Genomic DNA, 18,008 nt, shown 5'->3' on the forward strand with positions numbered 1-18,008 from the left:
GGAGGGACAACGAAACAACAGCAACGGGCAAAAGCCGCTGGCGTGTGCACGGCAGCGGCGGTGTTCGGGGGCAGCGCTCTTACGTGATGCGGTCGGCGGCCTCGGCCAGCAGGCGCCATGCCTTCAGCACGGCGTGCAGTTCATCCATGGAAAGCTCGCCGAACACGTCCTGGCGCAGGCCGATCAACTGATCTTCCAGTTCGCTGACCAGCGCATGGCCCTCGTCGGTCAGCCACAACAGATTGGCGCGGCGGTCGCTGGCGTCGCTCTCGCGGCGGACCAGGCCACTGGCACACAGCTTGTCCAGCAGGCGTACCAGGGAAGGACCCTCCATGCCCAGCTGCTGGGCCAGCGCCACCTGGCGGATGCCACCGCCGGAGCGGCCGATCATCAGCAACGGCATGGTGCAGGCGGTGGAGATGCCATAGCTGCCGAGCCGGCTGTCGGCCAGGCGCTGCCACTGCCGCCCTGCATAAAGCAGGCCGGAGCTGAGCTGCATCTGCAGCACGGTGCGCTCGTCGAGGGGTCGGTCCATAAGAGATAGATAGGATACTACTAATTTCATTCCTATCAATGGGTTTTTCTGAATGGGTGGGTGTGTTGAGGAAAGCGTTGCGCCTGCCTGGTGTCGGGTGGGCAGCGGGGGCCGGACGGGGCAGGACACGCCGTAAACCCCCCTCCGGGGTCCGGCCCAGCCGCTGGCGGCTCTGCGTTCGGGCGCTTGCGAGGCATGCCTCGCAAGCAAAGCGCCCTCACCCTTGGGGGCTCGGCCGCGGCATCCATGCCGCGGACGGTCCTGCCCCGCCCGGCCCCCGCTTCCCTCCCATCACCCCGCGGGCGCGGTGGGTTGGCTCTTATGAAGCAAGAGCAGAAGCAGTGCGGACCAACGGTCCGCACCCACCAAAGCAGAAGACGCCACAGCAGCGGCGCGCTGCTTCCGAAGTCATGAACCCCCGCTTTTGCCCCCGCTTTCGGGCGGTCCGGCCGCGCCTGCAGGAAACTGTCAGGGATGGGGAAGGGCGGCAGGGCAGGACCGTGAGGCGCATGGATGCGCCGACCGAGCCCCCATGGATGGGTTTACGGCGTGTCCTGCCCTGCCGCCCTTCCCCATCCAGACCCGTAACAGGCAGGCGCCGCCAGACCCTCGATGAACCCGACCAACAGGACGACCCACCCCCCGGTCGGGTACGATGCTCGCCCCCCGTTCGGGACGCTGTACGCAATGAGCAAGAACAACGAAAAGGCCGCCCCGCAGGGCGACGTGACCCAGGACCAGGCCGAGGATGCCGTGCGCACCCTGCTGCGCTGGGCCGGTGAGGACCCGTCCCGCGAAGGCCTGCTGGATACCCCCCGCCGTGTCGCCGAAGCCTATGGCGACTGGTTCAGCGGTTACCGCGATGACCCGCGCGCCTACATGGAGCGCACCTTCGAGGAAGTGGCAGGCTATGACGAACTCATCGTCCTGCGCGACATCGAGTACGAAAGCCACTGCGAACACCACATGGCGCCGATCATCGGCCGCGTGCATGTCGGCTACTTGCCGGCCGGCAAGGTGGTGGGCATCAGCAAGCTGGCCCGCGTCGTCGAAGCCTACGCCCGCCGTTTCCAGGTGCAGGAGAAGATGACCGCGCAGATCGCCCAGTGCATCCAGGATGTGCTGCAGCCGATCGGTGTCGGCGTGGTCGTCGAAGGCGCCCACGAATGCATGACCACCCGTGGCATCCACAAGCGCGGCGTCAGCATGGTCACCTCCAAGATGCTGGGCAGCTTCCGCGACGACGCGCGTACCCGCGCCGAGTTCCTGCGCTTCATCGAAGTGGGCGGCAAGCGCTGAGCCGCCTGCGCGCACCCCGCCGGCCCCTGCGGGCCGGCATGCCCACGGATGCCGGCGCGGCCGCCGTGCGTGGCTGCCCCTCCCCGCCAGCCCTCATGACTCCTTTCGCTGCATGAAGCATCGCGAACGCATCTCCCGTTACCGCCATCTGCGCGAACAGCCCCAGTGGAAGCTGCTCGCCGCCGACCACGCTCCGGAAATCATCGGCCTGCTGCAGGGGCTGTTGATGGACGGCGAGCGCACCCTGCCTTCGTCGGTGCTCAACGAGCGCCTGCAGCGTGCGCTGGATCAGCTCAATAGCGACGAACTGTCGCGCGAGCTGCCGCGTACCGCGCAGGCCTACATCGCGCACTGGCTGGCCCAGGGCTGGCTGGAACGCCGCCTGCCCGAGGGCGCCGACCAGGAGCAGTACGAGCTGTCGACCGCGGCGCTGCAGGCGATCCGCTTTGCCGACGGCCTCGAGCAGGCCCGTGTGGCCGCCACCGAGAGCCGGCTGGCGCTGGTCATCGAACAGCTCTCGCAGCTGGCCGCGCAGACCGAATCCGATCCGGACGCCCGCCTGTCGGCGCTGCGCGACGAGCGCGACCGGATCGACGCTGAGATCGCCCGTGTCGGCGCCGGCCGTGTGATCGCGCTGGACGGCAAGCGCGCGCTGGAACGTGCGCGCCAGATCATCGGCCTGGCCGACGAGCTAACCGAGGACTTCCGCCGCGTGCGCGACGACTTCGAGCAGCTCAACCGCGAGTTCCGCGAACGCATCATCGACGACGAGGGCGAGCGCGGCGATGTGCTGTCGCAGCTGTTCGAAGGCGTGGACGTGATTGGCGAAAGTGATGCCGGGCGTAGCTTCCAGGCCTTCTGGCGCCTGCTCAACGACGCCGAGCAGAGCGCCCAGCTCGATGCCGCGCTGGAAGCGGTGCTGGCGCGTGGCTTCGCCCGCCGCCTGGACCGCAACGAACGCAACTTCCTGCGCGGCTTCACCAGCACCATGCTCGAGCGCGGTGGCCAGGTGCACGATGTGCTGCAGAACTTCGCGCGCAGCCTGCGCGGCTTCGTGCAGAGCCGTGGCTATCTGGAACAGCGTCGCCTCAACCAGCTGCTCAAGCAGGCGCAGTCCGAAGCGCTCGCTCTGCGCGACGAGTTCCCCGCACAACGCGGCATCGGCCGCGACCTGCAGCTGACCACCAGCCGCCTGCGCTCGTGGTCGCAATGGAAACTGCACGATCCGCGCAGCGCCCAGGTCGATGGCAACGTCGAATACAACGACGCAGCCGCGATCAGCCTGGAAAGCGTTGGCGATCTGGTCGCTTCGTCCGAAATCGACTTCCGTACCCTGCGCCGCGACCTGCACGACCTGCTCGATGCGCAGCCGCGGCTCAGCATCGCCCAGGCCCTTTCGCAGCGCGAAGCGCCGCAGGGTCTTGGCAGCGTCATCGGCTACCTGTCGCTGGGCACGCGCTTCGGCAACGTGATCGCCGGCGAGCAGGAGCTTGCGCAATGGCGTGGTGGCGACGGCCAGATCCGTCGCGCCCGCATCCCGCTGGTTTGGTTCACCCAGGAGAGACGCCATGAGCTGGCATGAAGATCCCATCGACGCACCGCAGGCCGACGTGGCGGAAGACGCCTACGAGGCCGAGCCGGTGGCGGCCGTGGCGCAGCCCCGCCGTGGCAACGACGTGTACTACCTCGGCGATACCGGGCGCCTGCCGCTGGATGCGCGCCGTGCGCTGTGCCAGCTGCTGATCGGCCCCAGCATCGACCAGCTGCGCCACGCCAAGCTGTGGCCGGCGCTGATCCGCAGCGAGGCGGCCATCCGCTCGTCGCTGGCCGACCTGTTCCTGGAACTGGTGCTCGACCGCGACAGTGGCGTGGCGTTCACCCGCCAGGCCGATACCGAAGACGTCGATGCGCCGGTGCTGCTGCGCACCTCGCCGCTGACCTTCATCGACTCGGTGCTGCTGCTGTACCTGCGCCAGCAGCTGGCCGAGGCCGATGCGCGCGGCAACCGCGCGGTGGTCGCCGACGCCGAGATGGCCGAAGCGCTGGCCATCTACGAAAAGAACCTGTCCACCGACCGCGCCGGCTTCAACCGTCGCGTCGCATCGGCGGTGCAGAAGATGAAGGACAACCACATCCTGACCCGCCTCAGCGGCCAGGAAGACCGCCACGAAGTCTCGCCGGCGCTGAAGCTGCTGTTCTCCGCCGAAGACGTGTCCCAGCTTTCGGCGGTCTACCGCCAGCTGCGTGAAACCCCGGCCGCCGAGGCCTGAGAGACCCGACCATCGCATGGCTATCTCCAAGCACACTCCCGCCCTGTTCAACGAAGGCCTGCCGGACCCGCGCCTGCAGCAGTTCCGCATGCGCCGCCTGCAGGTGCACAACTGGGGCACCTTCAACGGCCTGACCGAAGTACCGATCGCCGAACGCGGCTTCCTGTTCGTCGGCCGCTCCGGCTCGGGCAAGTCGACCCTGCTCGATGCCATGTCCGCGCTGCTGACGCCACCGGCCATCGTCGACTTCAACGCCGCTGCGCGTGAAGCCGAGCGCAGTGGCCGCGACCGCAACCTGGTGTCCTACGTGCGCGGCGCGTGGGCCGACCAGCAGGACAGCGGCACCGGCGAAATCGCCACCCAGTACCTGCGCAAGGGCGCGACCTGGACCGCACTGGTGCTGGAATACCGCGCCGGCGATGGCCGCGTGGTCAGCCTGGTGCGCCTGCTGTGGATCTCCGGCAGCGGCACCTCGGCCGGCGATGTGCGCAAGCACTACATGATCGCCGAGCGCCCGTTCGACATCGCCAAGGACCTCGGCGGCTTCGACCTGGACCTGCGCAAGCTGAAGCAGAAGCTGCCCGACCTGCACCACTTCGACACGTTCTCCGGCTACGCCGAGCGTTTCCGCGACCTGCTCGGCATCGACAACGAGATGGCGCTGCGCCTGCTGCACAAGACGCAGTCGGCGAAGAACCTGGGCGACCTCAACGTCTTCCTGCGCGACTTCATGCTCGACACGCCGAAGACCTTCGACGCCGCCGAGCGCCTGGTCAGCGACTTCGCCGAGCTTGATGGCGCGCACCAGGCGGTGGTCACTGCCCGCCGTCAGGTGGAAACCCTGTTGCCGGCGCGCGCCTACTACAACGATCTGAAGGAAATGCACCGCCGTCGTGGCGACGACGAAGCGCTGAAGCTCGGTGTGGACAGCTTCCGCGAAAGCCGGCGCCAAGCGCTGATCGAGGCGCGCCTGCGCGAGATGGACGTGCGAGACCGCGGCCTGCTTGGCGAAGAAGCGCAGCGCCGTGCCGCACTGGACAATCACACCGAGCGCCTGGCCGAACTGGAGCTGCAGCGCCGCCAGCAGGGCGGTGAGCGCATCGAGGAACTGGAACGCGAGCAGGGTCGTGCCGAAGCCGAGCGCGACCGCCGTCAGGCCAAGCGCGAGCAGGCACGCCAGGCGGCGCAGCAGCTGGGGGCCGAACTGCCGGACGACGCCCATGGCTTCGCCGAACTGGTCGAGCGCGCACAGAACGAGCTGCAGGACCGCCAGCGTGCCTCCTCGGCACTGGACGACGCGATCAGTGACCGCCTGGGCGGCAAGCGCGATGACGAGCGCCGCTTCGGCGAGGTCCGTGCCGAACTTGAAGCGATGCAGCGCACGCCCTCCAACATCCCGGCGCCGATGCAGAAGCTGCGCGCGCGCCTGGCCGAGGAAACCGGCATCGCCGAGGCGGCACTGCCCTTCGTCGGCGAACTGATCCAGGTCCGCTCGGAAGAGCAGGGCTGGCAGGGTGCCATCGAGCGCGTGCTGGGTGGCTTCGCGCTGTCGCTGCTGGTCGACGACAAGCATTACAACGATGTCGCCGAATGGGTGAACCGTACCCACCTTGGCATGCGCTTCACCTACTACCGCGTGCGCCGCAACGATGATGCATTCGCCCGTGAGCCGTCGGCGAAGTCGCTGCTGCACAAGCTTGAACTGCGCGAGCATGTATTCGAAAGCTGGCTGCGCCGCGAGCTGGGCAAGCGCTTCGACTACGAATGCGTGGATGCCAAGCAGCTGCGCAACGTCGACCGCGGCATCACCCGCGAAGGCCAGGTCAAGCATCCCGGCGACCGTTTCGAGAAGGACGACCGCAGTGCGGTGGGCGACCGCCGTCGCTGGATCCTCGGCTTCAACAACCACGACAAGGTGGGCGCCTTCGAGCGCGAAGCACAGGAACTGGCCAAGCGCATCGCCAGCTGCGAGACCGACATCGCGCGCCTGCGCGGGCAGCGTGATCGCGACAACGAACGCCGCCTGGCATGCCACGAGCTGGTCAGCATCAGCTGGAACGAGATCGACATCGCCGCTCCGCAGCAGCGCCTGAGCGATATCGAAGCCACCCTGCGCGACCTGCGCGAAGGCAACGCCGATCTCGCCAAGCTGGCCAAGCAGATCGACGCCGTGCGCGCCGACATCGAGCAGTCCCGCCGCACCTATGAAGACGTCCGCGTCGAGCGCGGCCAGCTGGTCAAGGAACGTGATCGCCTTGACCGCGCGCGCCAGCAGAGCCGCGCACTGGTGCTGCCGAGCCTGGCCCAGGAGCAGGAAGCCGGCCTCGCCGAGCGCCTGCAGGAACAGGGGCCGCTCAGCCTGGAAACGCTCGAAGCGCACATGCGTCAGGTCAGCAACGCGCTGAACGAGCAGTTGTCGTCCTCGCAGCAGGACCTCAACCGCATCGAGAACCAGCTGATCGGCTGCTTCCGTCGCTTCATCCAGCAGTGGCCGGAGGAGTCGGGCGACTTCACCGTGTCGGTGGCCTCGGCCGAGGACTTCCTCGCACGCCTCGAACGGCTGGAACGCGACGGCCTGCCACAGCACGAAGAGCGCTTCTTCGACCTGCTGCAGAACCAGAGCAAGAACAACCTGCTGGCCCTGCAGCGCCACAGCGCAGAGGCCCGCAAGTCGATCGGCCAGCGCCTGGACGAAGTGAACGCCAGCCTGGAGCAGGTGCCGTTCAACCGTGGCACGCTGCTGACCATCGAACTGAGCGACCGCCGCCTGCCGGAGGTCGCTGAGTTCCACCTGCAGCTGCGCGAGGTGCTGTCGCAGCAGCAGACCGAGCAGCGCGAGCTGGCCGAGTCGCAGTTCACCGTGCTGCGCCAGCTGGTCAACCGCCTGGGCTCGCAGGAAGGCGAGGACAAGCGCTGGCGCGAGCTGGTGCTGGACGTGCGCATGCACGTGGAGTTCATCGGCGTCGAGCTGGATGCGGAAACGCGCCAGCAGGTCGAGATCTACCGCAGCGGCGCCGGCAAGTCCGGTGGCCAGCGCCAGAAGCTGGCCACGACCTGCCTGGCGGCTGCGCTGCGCTACCAGCTCGGCGGCGCCGACAGCCAGCTGCCCAGCTACGCCGCGGTCGTGCTCGACGAGGCCTTCGACAAGGCCGACAACGAGTTCACCGCACTGGCAATGAACATCTTCGACAACTTCGGCTTCCAGATGGTGGTTGCCACCCCGCTGAAGTCGGTGATGACGCTGGAACCGTTCATCGGCGGCGCCTGCTTCGTCGAAATCAGCGGCCGTCACGACTCCGGCGTGCTGCTGATCGAGTACGACGAAGAGGGCAAGCGCCTGAAGCTGCCCGAGCGCAGCCGCCAGCAGGCCAACGAACCGGAAGAAGCCGAGGCCTGACCCGGCCGATTGAAGGGGAATGCCGGCCAGCGGCCGGCACTACCCATGGGCGGGGTTCGGTAGTGCCGGCCGCTGGCCGGCAACCGCATTCACGCAGCGCGGAACGTATCCCACGCCATCCGCGCGATCAGCACCACCACCAGCCCCACGAACAGCTTGCGGATGAACGGCGTGCCGCCCTTCAGCGCCAGGCGCGTGCCCACCACCGAGCCGATGATGTTGGCTGTGGCCATCGGCAGCGCAAACAACCACAGGATGTTGCCGGTCGGCACGAAGAACGAGATCGCCGCCACGTTGGTCGCCAGGTTCACCACCTTCGACGCCGCCGAGGCTCGCAGGAAATCCAGGCCGAAGAAGCGCACGAACAGGAAGATCAGGAAGCTGCCGGTGCCCGGCCCGAAGAAGCCGTCGTAGAAGCCGATCGCCGCACCGATCGCCAGCGCGATCACCAGTTCACGGCGGCCGATCTCCTGGGGCCGGTGCAACGCGCCGAAGTCCTTCTTCCACAGCGTGTAGGCCAGCATCGCGATCAGCAGCACCAGCACCAGTGGGCGCACCGCGTCCTTGGGCAGCAGGCTTACCGCAGTGGCCCCGGCGAAGGAGAAGATGAAGGCCGTGCCGGCCGCGAACAGTACCGGTTTCCACGGGAAGCGCACATTGCGCGCATAGCGCCATGCAGCCGCACCGGTACCGAACATCGAACTGAACTTGTTGGTACCAAACAGCATCGCCGGCGTCTGCTGCGGCAGCACCGTGAACAGGCCGGGCAGCTGCACCAGGCCACCGCCACCCACGGCGGCATCCACAAGACCGGCGATGAAGGCGATCACCACCAGCCACCACAACTCAGGGGGAACCAGATCCAGCACGGCGATCAATCAAGGTGGGGGCGCGACAGCATACGCCTGTCCTGCTCCAGGTGACTCCCGCCGCGCGTGGATCAATCCCCGCAATCCGGCGACAATGCCGGCATGAGCCGAAAACCCGCTGAGCCCTGCCCCTGTGGCCTTCCCGCCGACTATGCCGCCTGCTGTGGTCGTTTTCATGCCGGCGAAGCCGCGCCCGATGCCGAGCGCCTGATGCGTTCGCGTTACAGCGCCTATGTGCGGGGCCTGGCCGACTACCTGCGCCAGACCTGGCATCCGGATACGCGTCCGGCCGAGTTGTCGCTGGACGATGCGCCAGGCCAGCGCACCCATTGGCTGGGCCTGACCGTGCACGACCACGCGGTCACCGGCGCAGACAGTGCTGAAGTGCGCTTCACCGCGCGCTACCGCATCGGCGGCGGCAGCGCGGTGAAAATGACCGAGCACAGCCGATTCCGGCGCATCGACGGCCGCTGGTATTACCTCGACGCGGTCTGAGCCCTACGCACTGGATGCAGCCAGCAGGCGCTGGCCGCCGTGCGCGCGGACCTGGTTGCGACCGCCGTCCTTGGCCATGTACAGCGCCTGGTCGGCGGCCTTGAGCACTGCCGTCGGTCGCGGATCCACGCGGCTGTCGGCCAGCCCGATACTGACCGTCACCTGCACCACCTGGCCGGTGCCGCCGCGTCCGCGCTGCTGACGGCCAGCTTCGTCGTCACGGCTGCGGGTGCTGCGGTCGCGCAGCTGCATGCGGGTGTCCTCGATGCTCTGCCGCAGTGCTTCGACGGCCTCGATGCAGGCCGCCGCTGGGCGGTCCAGGAACACCACCGCGAATTCCTCGCCGCCATAGCGGAACGCTCGGCCACCGTCGCCGACACGCGCCAGCCGCGACCCCACCAGGCGCAGCACGTCGTCGCCAGTATCGTGGCCGTGGGTGTCGTTGAACGACTTGAAGTGGTCCACGTCCACCATCGCGATGCTGTAGGTGCCGCGCGCCCGCTGCAGGGTCTCGTTGAACGCCCGCCGCCCGGGCAGGCCGGTCAGCTCATCGCGGAAGGCCATGTGGAAGGATTCCTGCAGCATCGCGCCCAGCATCAGCAGCAGGGCGGCGCTGCTCAGCGCCGGCAGCAGTACCGGCTGCAGGAAGATCCGCGGCAACATCCACCACAGGCACAGCAGGGCCAGCAGCATCGCCGTGTGCAGTGGCCGCGGATGCCGCCACGCCTGCCAGCCCAGCGCTGCGCTCGCCAGCAGGAACAGCAGCGCCGGCAGCTGCGCCAGCGCATTCCAGTCGGCGGGAATCCAGGCCCAGTGACGGCTCGACAGCAGATCGTGCATGCCCTGCGGCTGTTGTGCCGCAAGCAGCAGGAAGATCACCAGGGCCGCGCCGCAGACCACGCTGCGCAGCAGCAGGTCCTGGCGTCGGCGTCCGCGTTCCGGCCACACGGCCAGCCCGGCAAACAGCAGCGGCACCCAGGCCGAGATTGCGTGGAAGCGCAACGGAGTCAAGGCGTCGACATGGCCGCTGCGCAGGTAGCCCCCAACGTCCCGGTGCAGCAGGGCGAACACCACCGCCACGACCAGCAGCAGGCACAACGTGCGTATCTGGTGGTAGAGCAGGGCCAGGCCCGCGCCGAGGCAGGCCAGCAGCCAGGGCAGGATGCGTTGGGCCGGGCTGGCCACATCCTCGGTGCCCAGTGCCATCCACAGCACCAGGACGACCAGCACGGCGGGCAGCACGAACAGGTAATGCGCAGGCTGGCGGAGTGGATGCAGGGGCACGCAGGAAGTCCAGTGCGGTGACGATGCGGCCGCAACACTGCCGTTAGCGGCGTCCTCACCCGCTTCTTGAACACGCGCTTCTTGAAAAGGTACGCCCGCAACCATGTGAATGGGGCAGTGTGCCGCCATGACGTCGCACTCACCGCACTGCGCCGATGCTGTAGGCATGGACAGCGTACCCACCGCCGTCGCTGCCCCGCAGCACGACCTCGCCCACCACTTCGCACGTGTTCGTGCCCGCAGCCTGCAGTTGGCCGCACCGCTCAGTGCAGAGGACGCCATGCTGCAGAGCATGGCCGACGCCAGTCCCAGCAAGTGGCACCTGGCCCACACCACCTGGTTCTTCGAACGCTTCGTGCTGGCAGGATTCGCCAGTGCGCCGGCGCGTGATCCAGCCTGGGACTATCTTTTCAACAGCTACTACAAAAGCATCGGTCCGGCGCACGCGCGGCCGCAACGCGGCCTGTTGTCGCGGCCCTCGCTGCAGCAGGTGCGCGACTACCGCCAGCAGGTCGACATGCAGGTGCAGTCACGGCTGGCGGCGGGTGACCTCGACGCGCAGGCGCTGCACCACCTGCAGTTGGGGCTGCAGCACGAACAGCAGCACCAGGAACTGCTGTTGACCGACATCAAGCATGCGTTCTGGTGCAATCCGTTGCAGCCGGCCTACCGTGAGGACCTGCAGCCTGCCACCAGCGCTGCCAGTGCGCAGGGCTGGATCGAATCACCCGAACGCATCATTACCATTGGCGCCGCAGCCTGGCCGCAGCACACCGCCTTCGCCTACGACAACGAATCGCCGCCGCACCGCGTGCTGCTGGCTGCACACGCACTGGCAGAGCGTCCCGTCAGCAATGGCGAGTACCTCGCCTTCATCGAGGCTGGCGGCTACCGCGAGCCGCGCTGGTGGCTGAGCGAAGGCTGGGCGTTGCGCGAAGCCGAGGGCTGGCAGCACCCGCTGTACTGGGACGATGCCCTGCAGCGCGAGTACACCCTCGGCGGTTGGCGAGAACTGGACCCGCATGCGCCGGTCTGCCATCTCAGCTATTACGAGGCCGATGCCTGCGCCCGCTGGGCTGGTGCGCGCCTGCCCAGCGAGTTCGAGTGGGAAGCCGCCGCTGCGTCGCAGCCCCTGCGTGGCCATTTTGCCGACGACGATCAGCTGCACCCTCGGGCGGGGCAGGGCAGTGGGCTGCGGCAGCTGTTCGGCGATGTATGGGAATGGACCCACAGCGCGTATGGCGCCTATCCGGGCTTTCGCCCTTTCGCCGGCAACCTCGGTGAATACAACGGCAAGTTCATGTGCGGGCAATGGGTGCTGCGCGGTGGCAGCTGCGCCACGCCACGTGGCCACGTGCGTGCCAGCTACCGCAACTTCTTCATGCCCCCGGCGCGTTGGCAGTTCTCCGGGCTGCGCCTGGCCAGGGATCTCGCATGAGTACGGTGCAGGACGCGCTGCAGGCGCTGACCGATCTCACTCCCGGCCGCCAGCAGATCCTTGCCGACGTGGTGGCCGGGTTGTTGCGCACGCCCCGCCAGCTGCCGTCCAAGTACTTCTACGATGCACGCGGCTCGCGCCTGTTCGAGCAGATCACGCATACTCCCGAGTACTACCCCACGCGCACCGAGCTGGCCCTGCTTTCACGGGTACTGCCGGACATCGCCCGAAGCGTCGGGCCGCACCTGCACGTGGTGGAGCTGGGCAGCGGCAGTGGCCGCAAGACCGCGTTGCTGCTGGCCGCCCTGCACGACCCGGTGGCCTACACGCCGATCGAAATCTCGCGTGCCGCGCTGCTGTCCAGCATCGACCACCTGGCCCCGGCGCTGCCCGAGGTGGAGATGCTGCCGGTCTGTGCCGACTTTACCCGTCCCGTCGCCGTACCCATGCCCGAACGCGAACCCGCGCGACGGCTGCTGTTCTTCCCGGGTTCCACGCTGGGCAACTTTGAAGGCGAGGACGCGGTCGCGCTGCTGCGCGCGATGCGCCAGACCATGGGGCGTGATGGCCTGGCCCTGGTCGGCATCGACCTGCACAAGGACCCGGCGTTGATCGAGGCGGCCTACAACGATGCGCAGGGCGTCACCGCCGCATTCACCCTCAACCTGCTGGCCCGCCTGAACCGCGAGATCGGCAGCGACTTCGATCTCGATGGCTTCCGTCATCGTGCACGCTACAGCTCTGCGCGGTTGCGCATCGAGACCGATCTGGTCAGCCAGCGGGCACAGGACGTCCACCTGGATGGCCGCATTTTCCACTTCGCCGCCGGTGAACCCATCCGCGTCGAGTACAGCCACAAGTACACCGATGACAGCTTCGAGGCGCTGTTGCGGCAGGCGGGCCTGCAGGTGGCGCAGCGATGGGATGCCGAAAGCCCCGCCTATGGCCTGCGCTTGCTGCGCCGCGCCTGAGGTGGTGGCCAGCCGGTGCCCCTTCAGGTTCGGCGGCACCGCTACCCCTAAGATGGCCGTGCAACGGCAACACGGAGGACGCCATGCCTGTTCTGACCACGCTCGGCCTGGCGGCCGCCCTTGCGTCGACCCCGACGCTGCCTGCGGCTTCGGCCGCCAGCACCGATCCGGCGTTCAGCCGCTGCTTGGCGGGCCTGCAGGCCACCGCCGCGACCCAGGGCATCGGCGCCGACCGCTTCAACGAGATCACCGCCGGGCTCACCCCGGACCCCAGCGTGCTCGGCCTGCTCGATGCACAGCCCGAATTCACCACGCCGATCTGGGACTATCTGGCCGCGCTGGTTGATCGCCAGCGCGTCGCTGATGGTCGCGCCCTGCTGCAGCAGCACCGCGACCTGCTCGATCGTGTGTCGGCCCAGTATGGCGTCGATCCGGCCACCATCGTCGCGGTCTGGGGCGTGGAGAGCGACTACGGCCGCGTGTTCGGCAAGCGCCCGCTGCTGCAGTCATTGGCCACGCTGTCGTGCGCCGGCCGCCGGCAACCTTTCTTCCGCGGTGAGCTGCTGGCGCTGCTCACGCTGATCGACCGCGGCGACCTGCAGGCACAGGGGCTCACCGGCTCCTGGGCCGGTGCCTTCGGGCACACCCAGTTCATGCCCAGCACCTATGCACGCATCGCCGTGGACGGTGATGGCGATGGCCGCCGCGATCTGGTCGGCAGCATTCCCGATGCACTGGCCTCCACCGCCAACTATCTCAAGCGTGCCGGTTGGCGCAGTGGCGAACCATGGGGCATGGAGGTGCGTGTGCCCGCCGGCTTCAACGCCAGCCAGGCCGGCCGCACCCAGCGTCGCGCCCTGGCCGACTGGCGCGCGCAGGGCGTGACCGCGCTGGATGGCACCGCGTTGGCTCCGGCCAACCTGCCGGCGGATGCGCGCGCCGCCCTGCTGCTGCCGGCCGGCAACAAGGGCCCGGCGCTGCTGGTGTTCCGCAACTACGACGCGATCTACAGCTACAACGCTGCCGAAAGCTATGCGCTGGCGATCGCGACGCTTGCTGACCAGCTGCGCGGCGGCACCGGGTTGGCTGCCGCCTGGCCGACCGACGATCCAGGCCTGGGCCGCGATGAGCGCCGCCAGCTGCAGACCCTGCTGCTGGCCCGCGGCCACGACATCGGTGCCGCCGACGGCATGATCGGTACCGCCACGCGTCGCGCGATCCAGGCCGAGCAGCAGCGCCTGGGCTGGAGCGAGGTGGACGGCCGCGCAGGCCAGCGCATCCTGCGCACGCTGCAGGAAGAGGCGGCCGCCATCGCACCCGCTGGGCAGAATGCCTTGCCGGCGGCACGTTGACCGCGACATCATCGCCGCGGTCTTCAAGGAGCGTCATCGCATGCAGTCGAATCCGGACATCAGCACCGGCCTGTATCACGGCCTGGAGGCCTGGCAGGTGCGAACCGCCAATGCCACAGCGGTCGTGAGTGTGTTTGGTGGCCAGCTGCTGTCGTTCATTCCCGATGGGCAGCCCGATCTGCTGTGGCTTTCGCCCACGCGCGCCGAGCTGCCCACGCCCATCCGCGGTGGCGTCCCGGTGTGCTGGCCGTGGTTCGGTCGCCAGGGCAAGAGCGCCGATGCACCGGCGCATGGCCTGGTACGTACCGCACGCTGGGAGCTTCTGCAGGCCACCCGGAGCGATGACGGCGAGGTAGAGCTGCAGTTGGTACCTGCGCCCTGCGCCGATCCCGGCCTGCGCCTGCAGATGCAGCTGCGCGTCGGCCGCCAGCTGCGCCAGCAGCTCGTCACCGAAAACACCGGAACCTCGCCGGTGACCTTCACCCAGGCCCTGCACAGCTACTTCCGGGTCGGCGATGCCACTCGTGTCGAGGTCGATGGCCTCGACGGCCTGCACTACCTGGACAAGTACGAGGACGGCGCGCAGCTGCGCCAGCAGCAGGGGCCCTGGTCGCTGCGTGATCCGCGCGATCCGGGGCGCAGCGACCGCATCTATACCGGTGCCGGCGGCCACTACGTGCTGCGCGATCCCGTCCTGCAGCGGCGGATCGAGATCCGCAGCGAAGGCAGCCAGACCCTGGTGGCCTGGAACCCGGGCATGGAGGCAGCGGCGAAGATGGCCGATGTCGGCGACGGTTGGCACGATTACGTGTGCCTGGAAGTGGCCAACGCCGGGCCAGAGCAGATTACCCTTGCACCCGGCGCGCGCCACCAGCTTGTGCAGGTGCTGGCCAGTGAACCGCTGCAGGCCGTGGCGGGAGTTTCAGAGTAGCGATGGGATCGACAGGAATGGATGGCATGCAGGAAGCACAGTGGTGGTACGCCAACAGCAAGCAGAGCGAAGGGCCGGTGGACCTGGCCGGGTTGCGCCGGTTGCAGCAGGACGGCACCGTAACCGCACGCACGCTGCTGTGGCGCGTAGGGATGGCATCGTGGCGGCCACTGGCCGAACTGGATCCTTCGCTGGCGCAGATGGCTCCGAACCCCTCGCCGGTTGAACCGGTGCCGGCGGTCACCGTCAGCGATACCCGGACCGCTGATCCGTCCGACCCCTACCGTGCACCCGCCGCTTCGCCCGTGGCCGCGACCGTGCCGGAGCTGGAAGGCGACATCGCCTTGTACGCCGCCGTGGTCGGCGGCAACTTCCCGATCTATCGACAACGCTGGCGGCTGGACCAGGGCATCGCCGAGGGCAACGGCACCTGGCACTGGCCGGCCTTCCTGATCGGCGTGATCTGGATGGTGTACCGGCGGATGTACCGGCTGGCGGCGATCTGGGCTGGCATGCTGGTGTTCTTCAGTATCGCCGAGGCGTTGCTGGGCGTACCAGAAGGCGTGTCGATGGTCATCACCCTTGCGATCAACGTCACCGCTGCGGTGTATGCCAATCGCTGGTACCTGGCGCATTGCCAGCGTGAGATCGCCCGCGCGCGCGCCTTGGCGGGCGATGACGAGGCACGCCTGCGCAGCGAGCTGGCCAGGCGCGGTGACACCAATGCACTGGCAGCGGCGGTGGTGGCTATCGCCGTCGTTGCGGTGATGCTGGTGGGGCAGGCGATGGCAGGCTGAGGCCGGAGCGGCTTCAGATTCACCGGTAGCTGCCGCTACCGCGGGATCATCCCGGGCAAGGAATCGCCGACATGGCTCATCTGGATACCCCGCCGGCGTCCCCGGCGGATGACAATCCCTATCTCGCGCCTGCTGCAGAGGTGGACGGTGCGACCGCTCCATCCGACGCGGACGATCTGAACCTCCTCGTGGGGCCCAACGCAGCGCTCTACCGCCAGCGCTGGCACCTGGACAGCCCAGTGCCGAAGCCGCCGCGGCCGTGGCACTGGCCCGCCTTCCTGGTGCCGACCTACTGGCTGCTGCACCGGAAAATGTACCTGGCGGCCATCCTCTTCGAGCTGGTCCTGTTCGGCATCGCGCTGCTGGCGGCCCGTGCCAATCCGCTGCTCATGGTGGTGTTGCTGGCGGTGCCACGGTTTGCCATCGCGATGACCGCCAATACCCTGTACCTGCGCTATTGCACGCGGCTGCTGGGCAAAGTGAAGGCTGCTCACGCCGGGCAGCACCATCGCATCCGTACCGAACTGCAGCGTCGTGGCGGGACCAGCGTCTGGGCGGTGGTGATCGGCATGGCGGCTGTCGGGGTGATCAACACCGTCGCCCGCATGGCGGCCTGACACGTTTGCTCAGGCTGGTGCCCGTGCCCGCAATACCAGCAGGCACAGCCCACCGGCCACCAGCCCCCAGAACGCCGAGCCGATGCCGGCCAGTGAGACGCCCGAGGCGGTGACCAGGAAGGTGACCAGTGCCGCCTCGCGGTCCCGCTCTACCGCCAGCGCACTGGCCAGGCTGTTGCCGATGGTGCCGAACAGGGCGATACCGGCCACGCAGGCCACCAGCTCCTTGGGGAAGGCCGCGAACAGTGCGGCCACCGTGGCGCCGAACAGCCCGACGACAATGTAGAAGGCACCGGCCGCCATCGCCGCAGTATAGCGGCGTGCCGGATCCTCATGTGCATCACGGCCCATGCAGATCGCGGCGGTGATCGCGGCCAGGTTCAGCGCGTACGCACCGAACGGCGCCAGTAGTGTATTGACCACACCGATCCAGCCGATCAGCGGTGACACCGGGGCGTCGTAGCCGGATGCGCGCATCACCGCCACGCCGGGAATGTTCTGCGAGGCCATGGTGACCACGAACAGGGGCAGGGCGATGCCGGCCACGGCGGTCCATGACAGGGAGGGCATCACCCACTGCGGGATCGCCAGCTGCAGATGCACCTGCTGGGCGTGCAGCAGGCCGTGGCTCGCGGCGACGGCGATGCCGACCAGCAACGTGGCGATCACCGCATAGCGCGGGAACAGCCTGCGCCCGGCCAGCCAGGTGGTGAACATCGCCAGTGCCAGCACCAGCTGGGTATTCATGGCCACGAACACATCCAGCCCGAAGCGCAGCAGGACACCGGCCAGCATGCCGGCGGCCAGCGCCATCGGCACCCGTTGCATCAGTCGGGCGAAGATGCCCGAGAAGCCCGCCAGCAAGCTGAGTACGGCGGCCAGCAGGAATGCGCCCGTGGCCTCGGCGAGCGACGCGCCGCCGGCACCCACCACCAGCATCGCCGCGCCCGGGGTCGACCACGCCGTCACCACCGGCACGCGATAGCGCAGTGACAGGCCAATGCAGGTCACGCCCATGCCCAGCCCCAGCGCCCACATCCAGGAGGCGATCTGCGCCTGGTTGGCGCCGACGGCCTGTGCGGCCTGGAACACGATCACGGCTGAGCTGGCGAAGCCGACCAGCACCGTAATGAAGCCAGCGACGATGGCTGGCATCGAAAGATCGCGCCACCATGCGCGCCGCACCTGCATGCTCATTGCTCTGTCTCCACTGTGCATCCCTGCATTGTGCATCCCTGCATTGATAGGGGTTGCGGCGTTGACCGCGCAACGCGCGGGCAACGCCGCAGTGATCTTCGAGCGTACGTCATGCGTGATGTCGCGATGCTTCTGTCATCACCGTGCAAAAAAAAGCCTTGACGAAATCTGCAGGATCTCTAGAATTCGCCCCCTTGCTGCAGCGCATCGCTTCTCCGGAAACGACACGCGAACAGCGACGCCAACACCGACGAACGAGTTGATCGAACGAAGGTGTTGACGGACTCGAAAAGTCCGGCATAATAGGCGGCTCGCAACGACGAAAGGCCTTCGGGCCCAACGACGAAGCAGCATCGGCAACAACGTCCACTCCGGTGAGACGGCCTTGAAAAAAGGTGTTGACGAAGCAGAAAAGCCGGCTATAATGGGCGGCTCGCTACGAAGGAAACTTCGCGGCACACGGGAACGGCGCTGAGGCCACTTCCCCGGATCTTTGAAAGTATGCGCAGGTATCTTGTGAAGGCGCCTGCAGGAAGGATGATTGTCCATCTTGCAG

Annotated in this window: 15 protein-coding genes; 11 read left to right on the forward strand and 4 right to left on the reverse strand. The window is 67.9% G+C overall.

Annotation, left to right across the window (positions count from 1 at the left end):
* Nucleotides 1–79 precede the first annotated feature (79 nt).
* Entirely contained in the window at nt 80–535 is a 456-nt protein-coding gene (locus tag AC5P74_RS11710) for a MarR family winged helix-turn-helix transcriptional regulator (RefSeq protein WP_005421298.1), read from the reverse strand.
* A gap of 687 nt (nt 536–1,222) precedes the next feature.
* Here AC5P74_RS11710 and folE point away from each other — a divergent pair.
* The 4 genes from folE to AC5P74_RS11730 all read left to right on the forward strand — a co-directional run bounded on the left by folE (nt 1,223) and on the right by AC5P74_RS11730 (nt 7,501).
* Nucleotides 1,223–1,834 (forward strand): GTP cyclohydrolase I FolE, encoded by a 612-nt coding sequence (gene folE / locus AC5P74_RS11715; protein ID WP_004141296.1) that lies wholly within the window; start codon nt 1,223–1,225, stop codon nt 1,832–1,834.
* Between the two features lie 112 nt (nt 1,835–1,946).
* Nucleotides 1,947–3,416 carry a DUF3375 domain-containing protein gene (locus AC5P74_RS11720; RefSeq protein ID WP_053496749.1) on the forward strand — a complete coding sequence of 490 codons (1,470 nt, stop codon included), beginning with the start codon at nt 1,947–1,949 and terminating at the stop codon, nt 3,414–3,416.
* Nucleotides 3,403–4,104, forward strand: a complete 702-nt coding sequence (locus AC5P74_RS11725; protein ID WP_005421303.1) for a DUF4194 domain-containing protein — start codon at nt 3,403–3,405, stop codon at nt 4,102–4,104. Before AC5P74_RS11720 ends, AC5P74_RS11725 begins: the two co-directional genes overlap by 14 nt.
* 16 nt (nt 4,105–4,120) lie before the next feature.
* A complete protein-coding gene (locus tag AC5P74_RS11730; RefSeq protein WP_346608032.1) occupies nt 4,121–7,501 on the forward strand; it encodes an ATP-binding protein in 3,381 nt (1,126 codons plus the stop codon).
* Between the two features lie 89 nt (nt 7,502–7,590).
* On the opposite strand, the gene AC5P74_RS11735 is transcribed toward AC5P74_RS11730, so the two are convergent.
* Entirely contained in the window at nt 7,591–8,370 is a 780-nt protein-coding gene (locus tag AC5P74_RS11735) for a sulfite exporter TauE/SafE family protein (protein ID WP_206621051.1), read from the reverse strand.
* A gap of 102 nt (nt 8,371–8,472) precedes the next feature.
* Between AC5P74_RS11735 and AC5P74_RS11740 the strand changes: the two genes are divergently transcribed.
* Entirely contained in the window at nt 8,473–8,865 is a 393-nt protein-coding gene (locus AC5P74_RS11740) for a YchJ family protein (protein WP_070488951.1), read from the forward strand.
* Nucleotides 8,866–8,868: 3 nt separating this feature from the next.
* Here the strand turns inward: AC5P74_RS11740 and AC5P74_RS11745 are convergent, their stop codons facing one another.
* A complete protein-coding gene (locus tag AC5P74_RS11745) occupies nt 8,869–10,149 on the reverse strand; it encodes a GGDEF domain-containing protein (protein WP_053496752.1) in 1,281 nt (426 codons plus the stop codon).
* 166 nt (nt 10,150–10,315) lie between these two features.
* On the opposite strand from AC5P74_RS11745, the gene egtB reads away from it, so the two are divergent.
* The 6 genes from egtB (at nt 10,316) to AC5P74_RS11775 (ending at nt 16,255) form a co-directional block, all read left to right on the forward strand.
* On the forward strand, nt 10,316–11,587 hold the full coding sequence (gene egtB / locus AC5P74_RS11750) for an ergothioneine biosynthesis protein EgtB (RefSeq protein WP_346608033.1): 1,272 nt from the start codon (nt 10,316–10,318) through the stop codon (nt 11,585–11,587).
* Nucleotides 11,584–12,558, forward strand: coding sequence for an L-histidine N(alpha)-methyltransferase (gene egtD, locus AC5P74_RS11755; RefSeq protein ID WP_346608034.1), 975 nt, complete (start codon nt 11,584–11,586; stop codon nt 12,556–12,558). Before egtB ends, egtD begins: the two co-directional genes overlap by 4 nt.
* 83 nt (nt 12,559–12,641) lie before the next feature.
* Nucleotides 12,642–13,910, forward strand: coding sequence for a lytic murein transglycosylase (locus AC5P74_RS11760; RefSeq protein WP_253134997.1), 1,269 nt, complete (start codon nt 12,642–12,644; stop codon nt 13,908–13,910).
* Nucleotides 13,911–13,950: 40 nt separating this feature from the next.
* Complete coding sequence (locus tag AC5P74_RS11765; protein WP_346608035.1) at nt 13,951–14,841, forward strand: D-hexose-6-phosphate mutarotase; 891 nt, start codon at nt 13,951–13,953, stop codon at nt 14,839–14,841.
* A gap of 26 nt (nt 14,842–14,867) precedes the next feature.
* Entirely contained in the window at nt 14,868–15,638 is a 771-nt protein-coding gene (locus tag AC5P74_RS11770; RefSeq protein ID WP_253134993.1) for a DUF2628 domain-containing protein, read from the forward strand.
* Nucleotides 15,639–15,709: 71 nt separating this feature from the next.
* Nucleotides 15,710–16,255 carry a DUF2628 domain-containing protein gene (locus AC5P74_RS11775; protein ID WP_346608036.1) on the forward strand — a complete coding sequence of 182 codons (546 nt, stop codon included), beginning with the start codon at nt 15,710–15,712 and terminating at the stop codon, nt 16,253–16,255.
* A gap of 9 nt (nt 16,256–16,264) precedes the next feature.
* On the opposite strand, the gene AC5P74_RS11780 is transcribed toward AC5P74_RS11775, so the two are convergent.
* Nucleotides 16,265–17,452 carry a benzoate/H(+) symporter BenE family transporter gene (locus tag AC5P74_RS11780; protein WP_253134991.1) on the reverse strand — a complete coding sequence of 396 codons (1,188 nt, stop codon included), beginning with the start codon at nt 17,450–17,452 and terminating at the stop codon, nt 16,265–16,267.
* Nucleotides 17,453–18,008 lie beyond the last annotated feature (556 nt).

Source organism: Stenotrophomonas sp. YJH_SMC_94-11 (assembly GCF_059370435.1).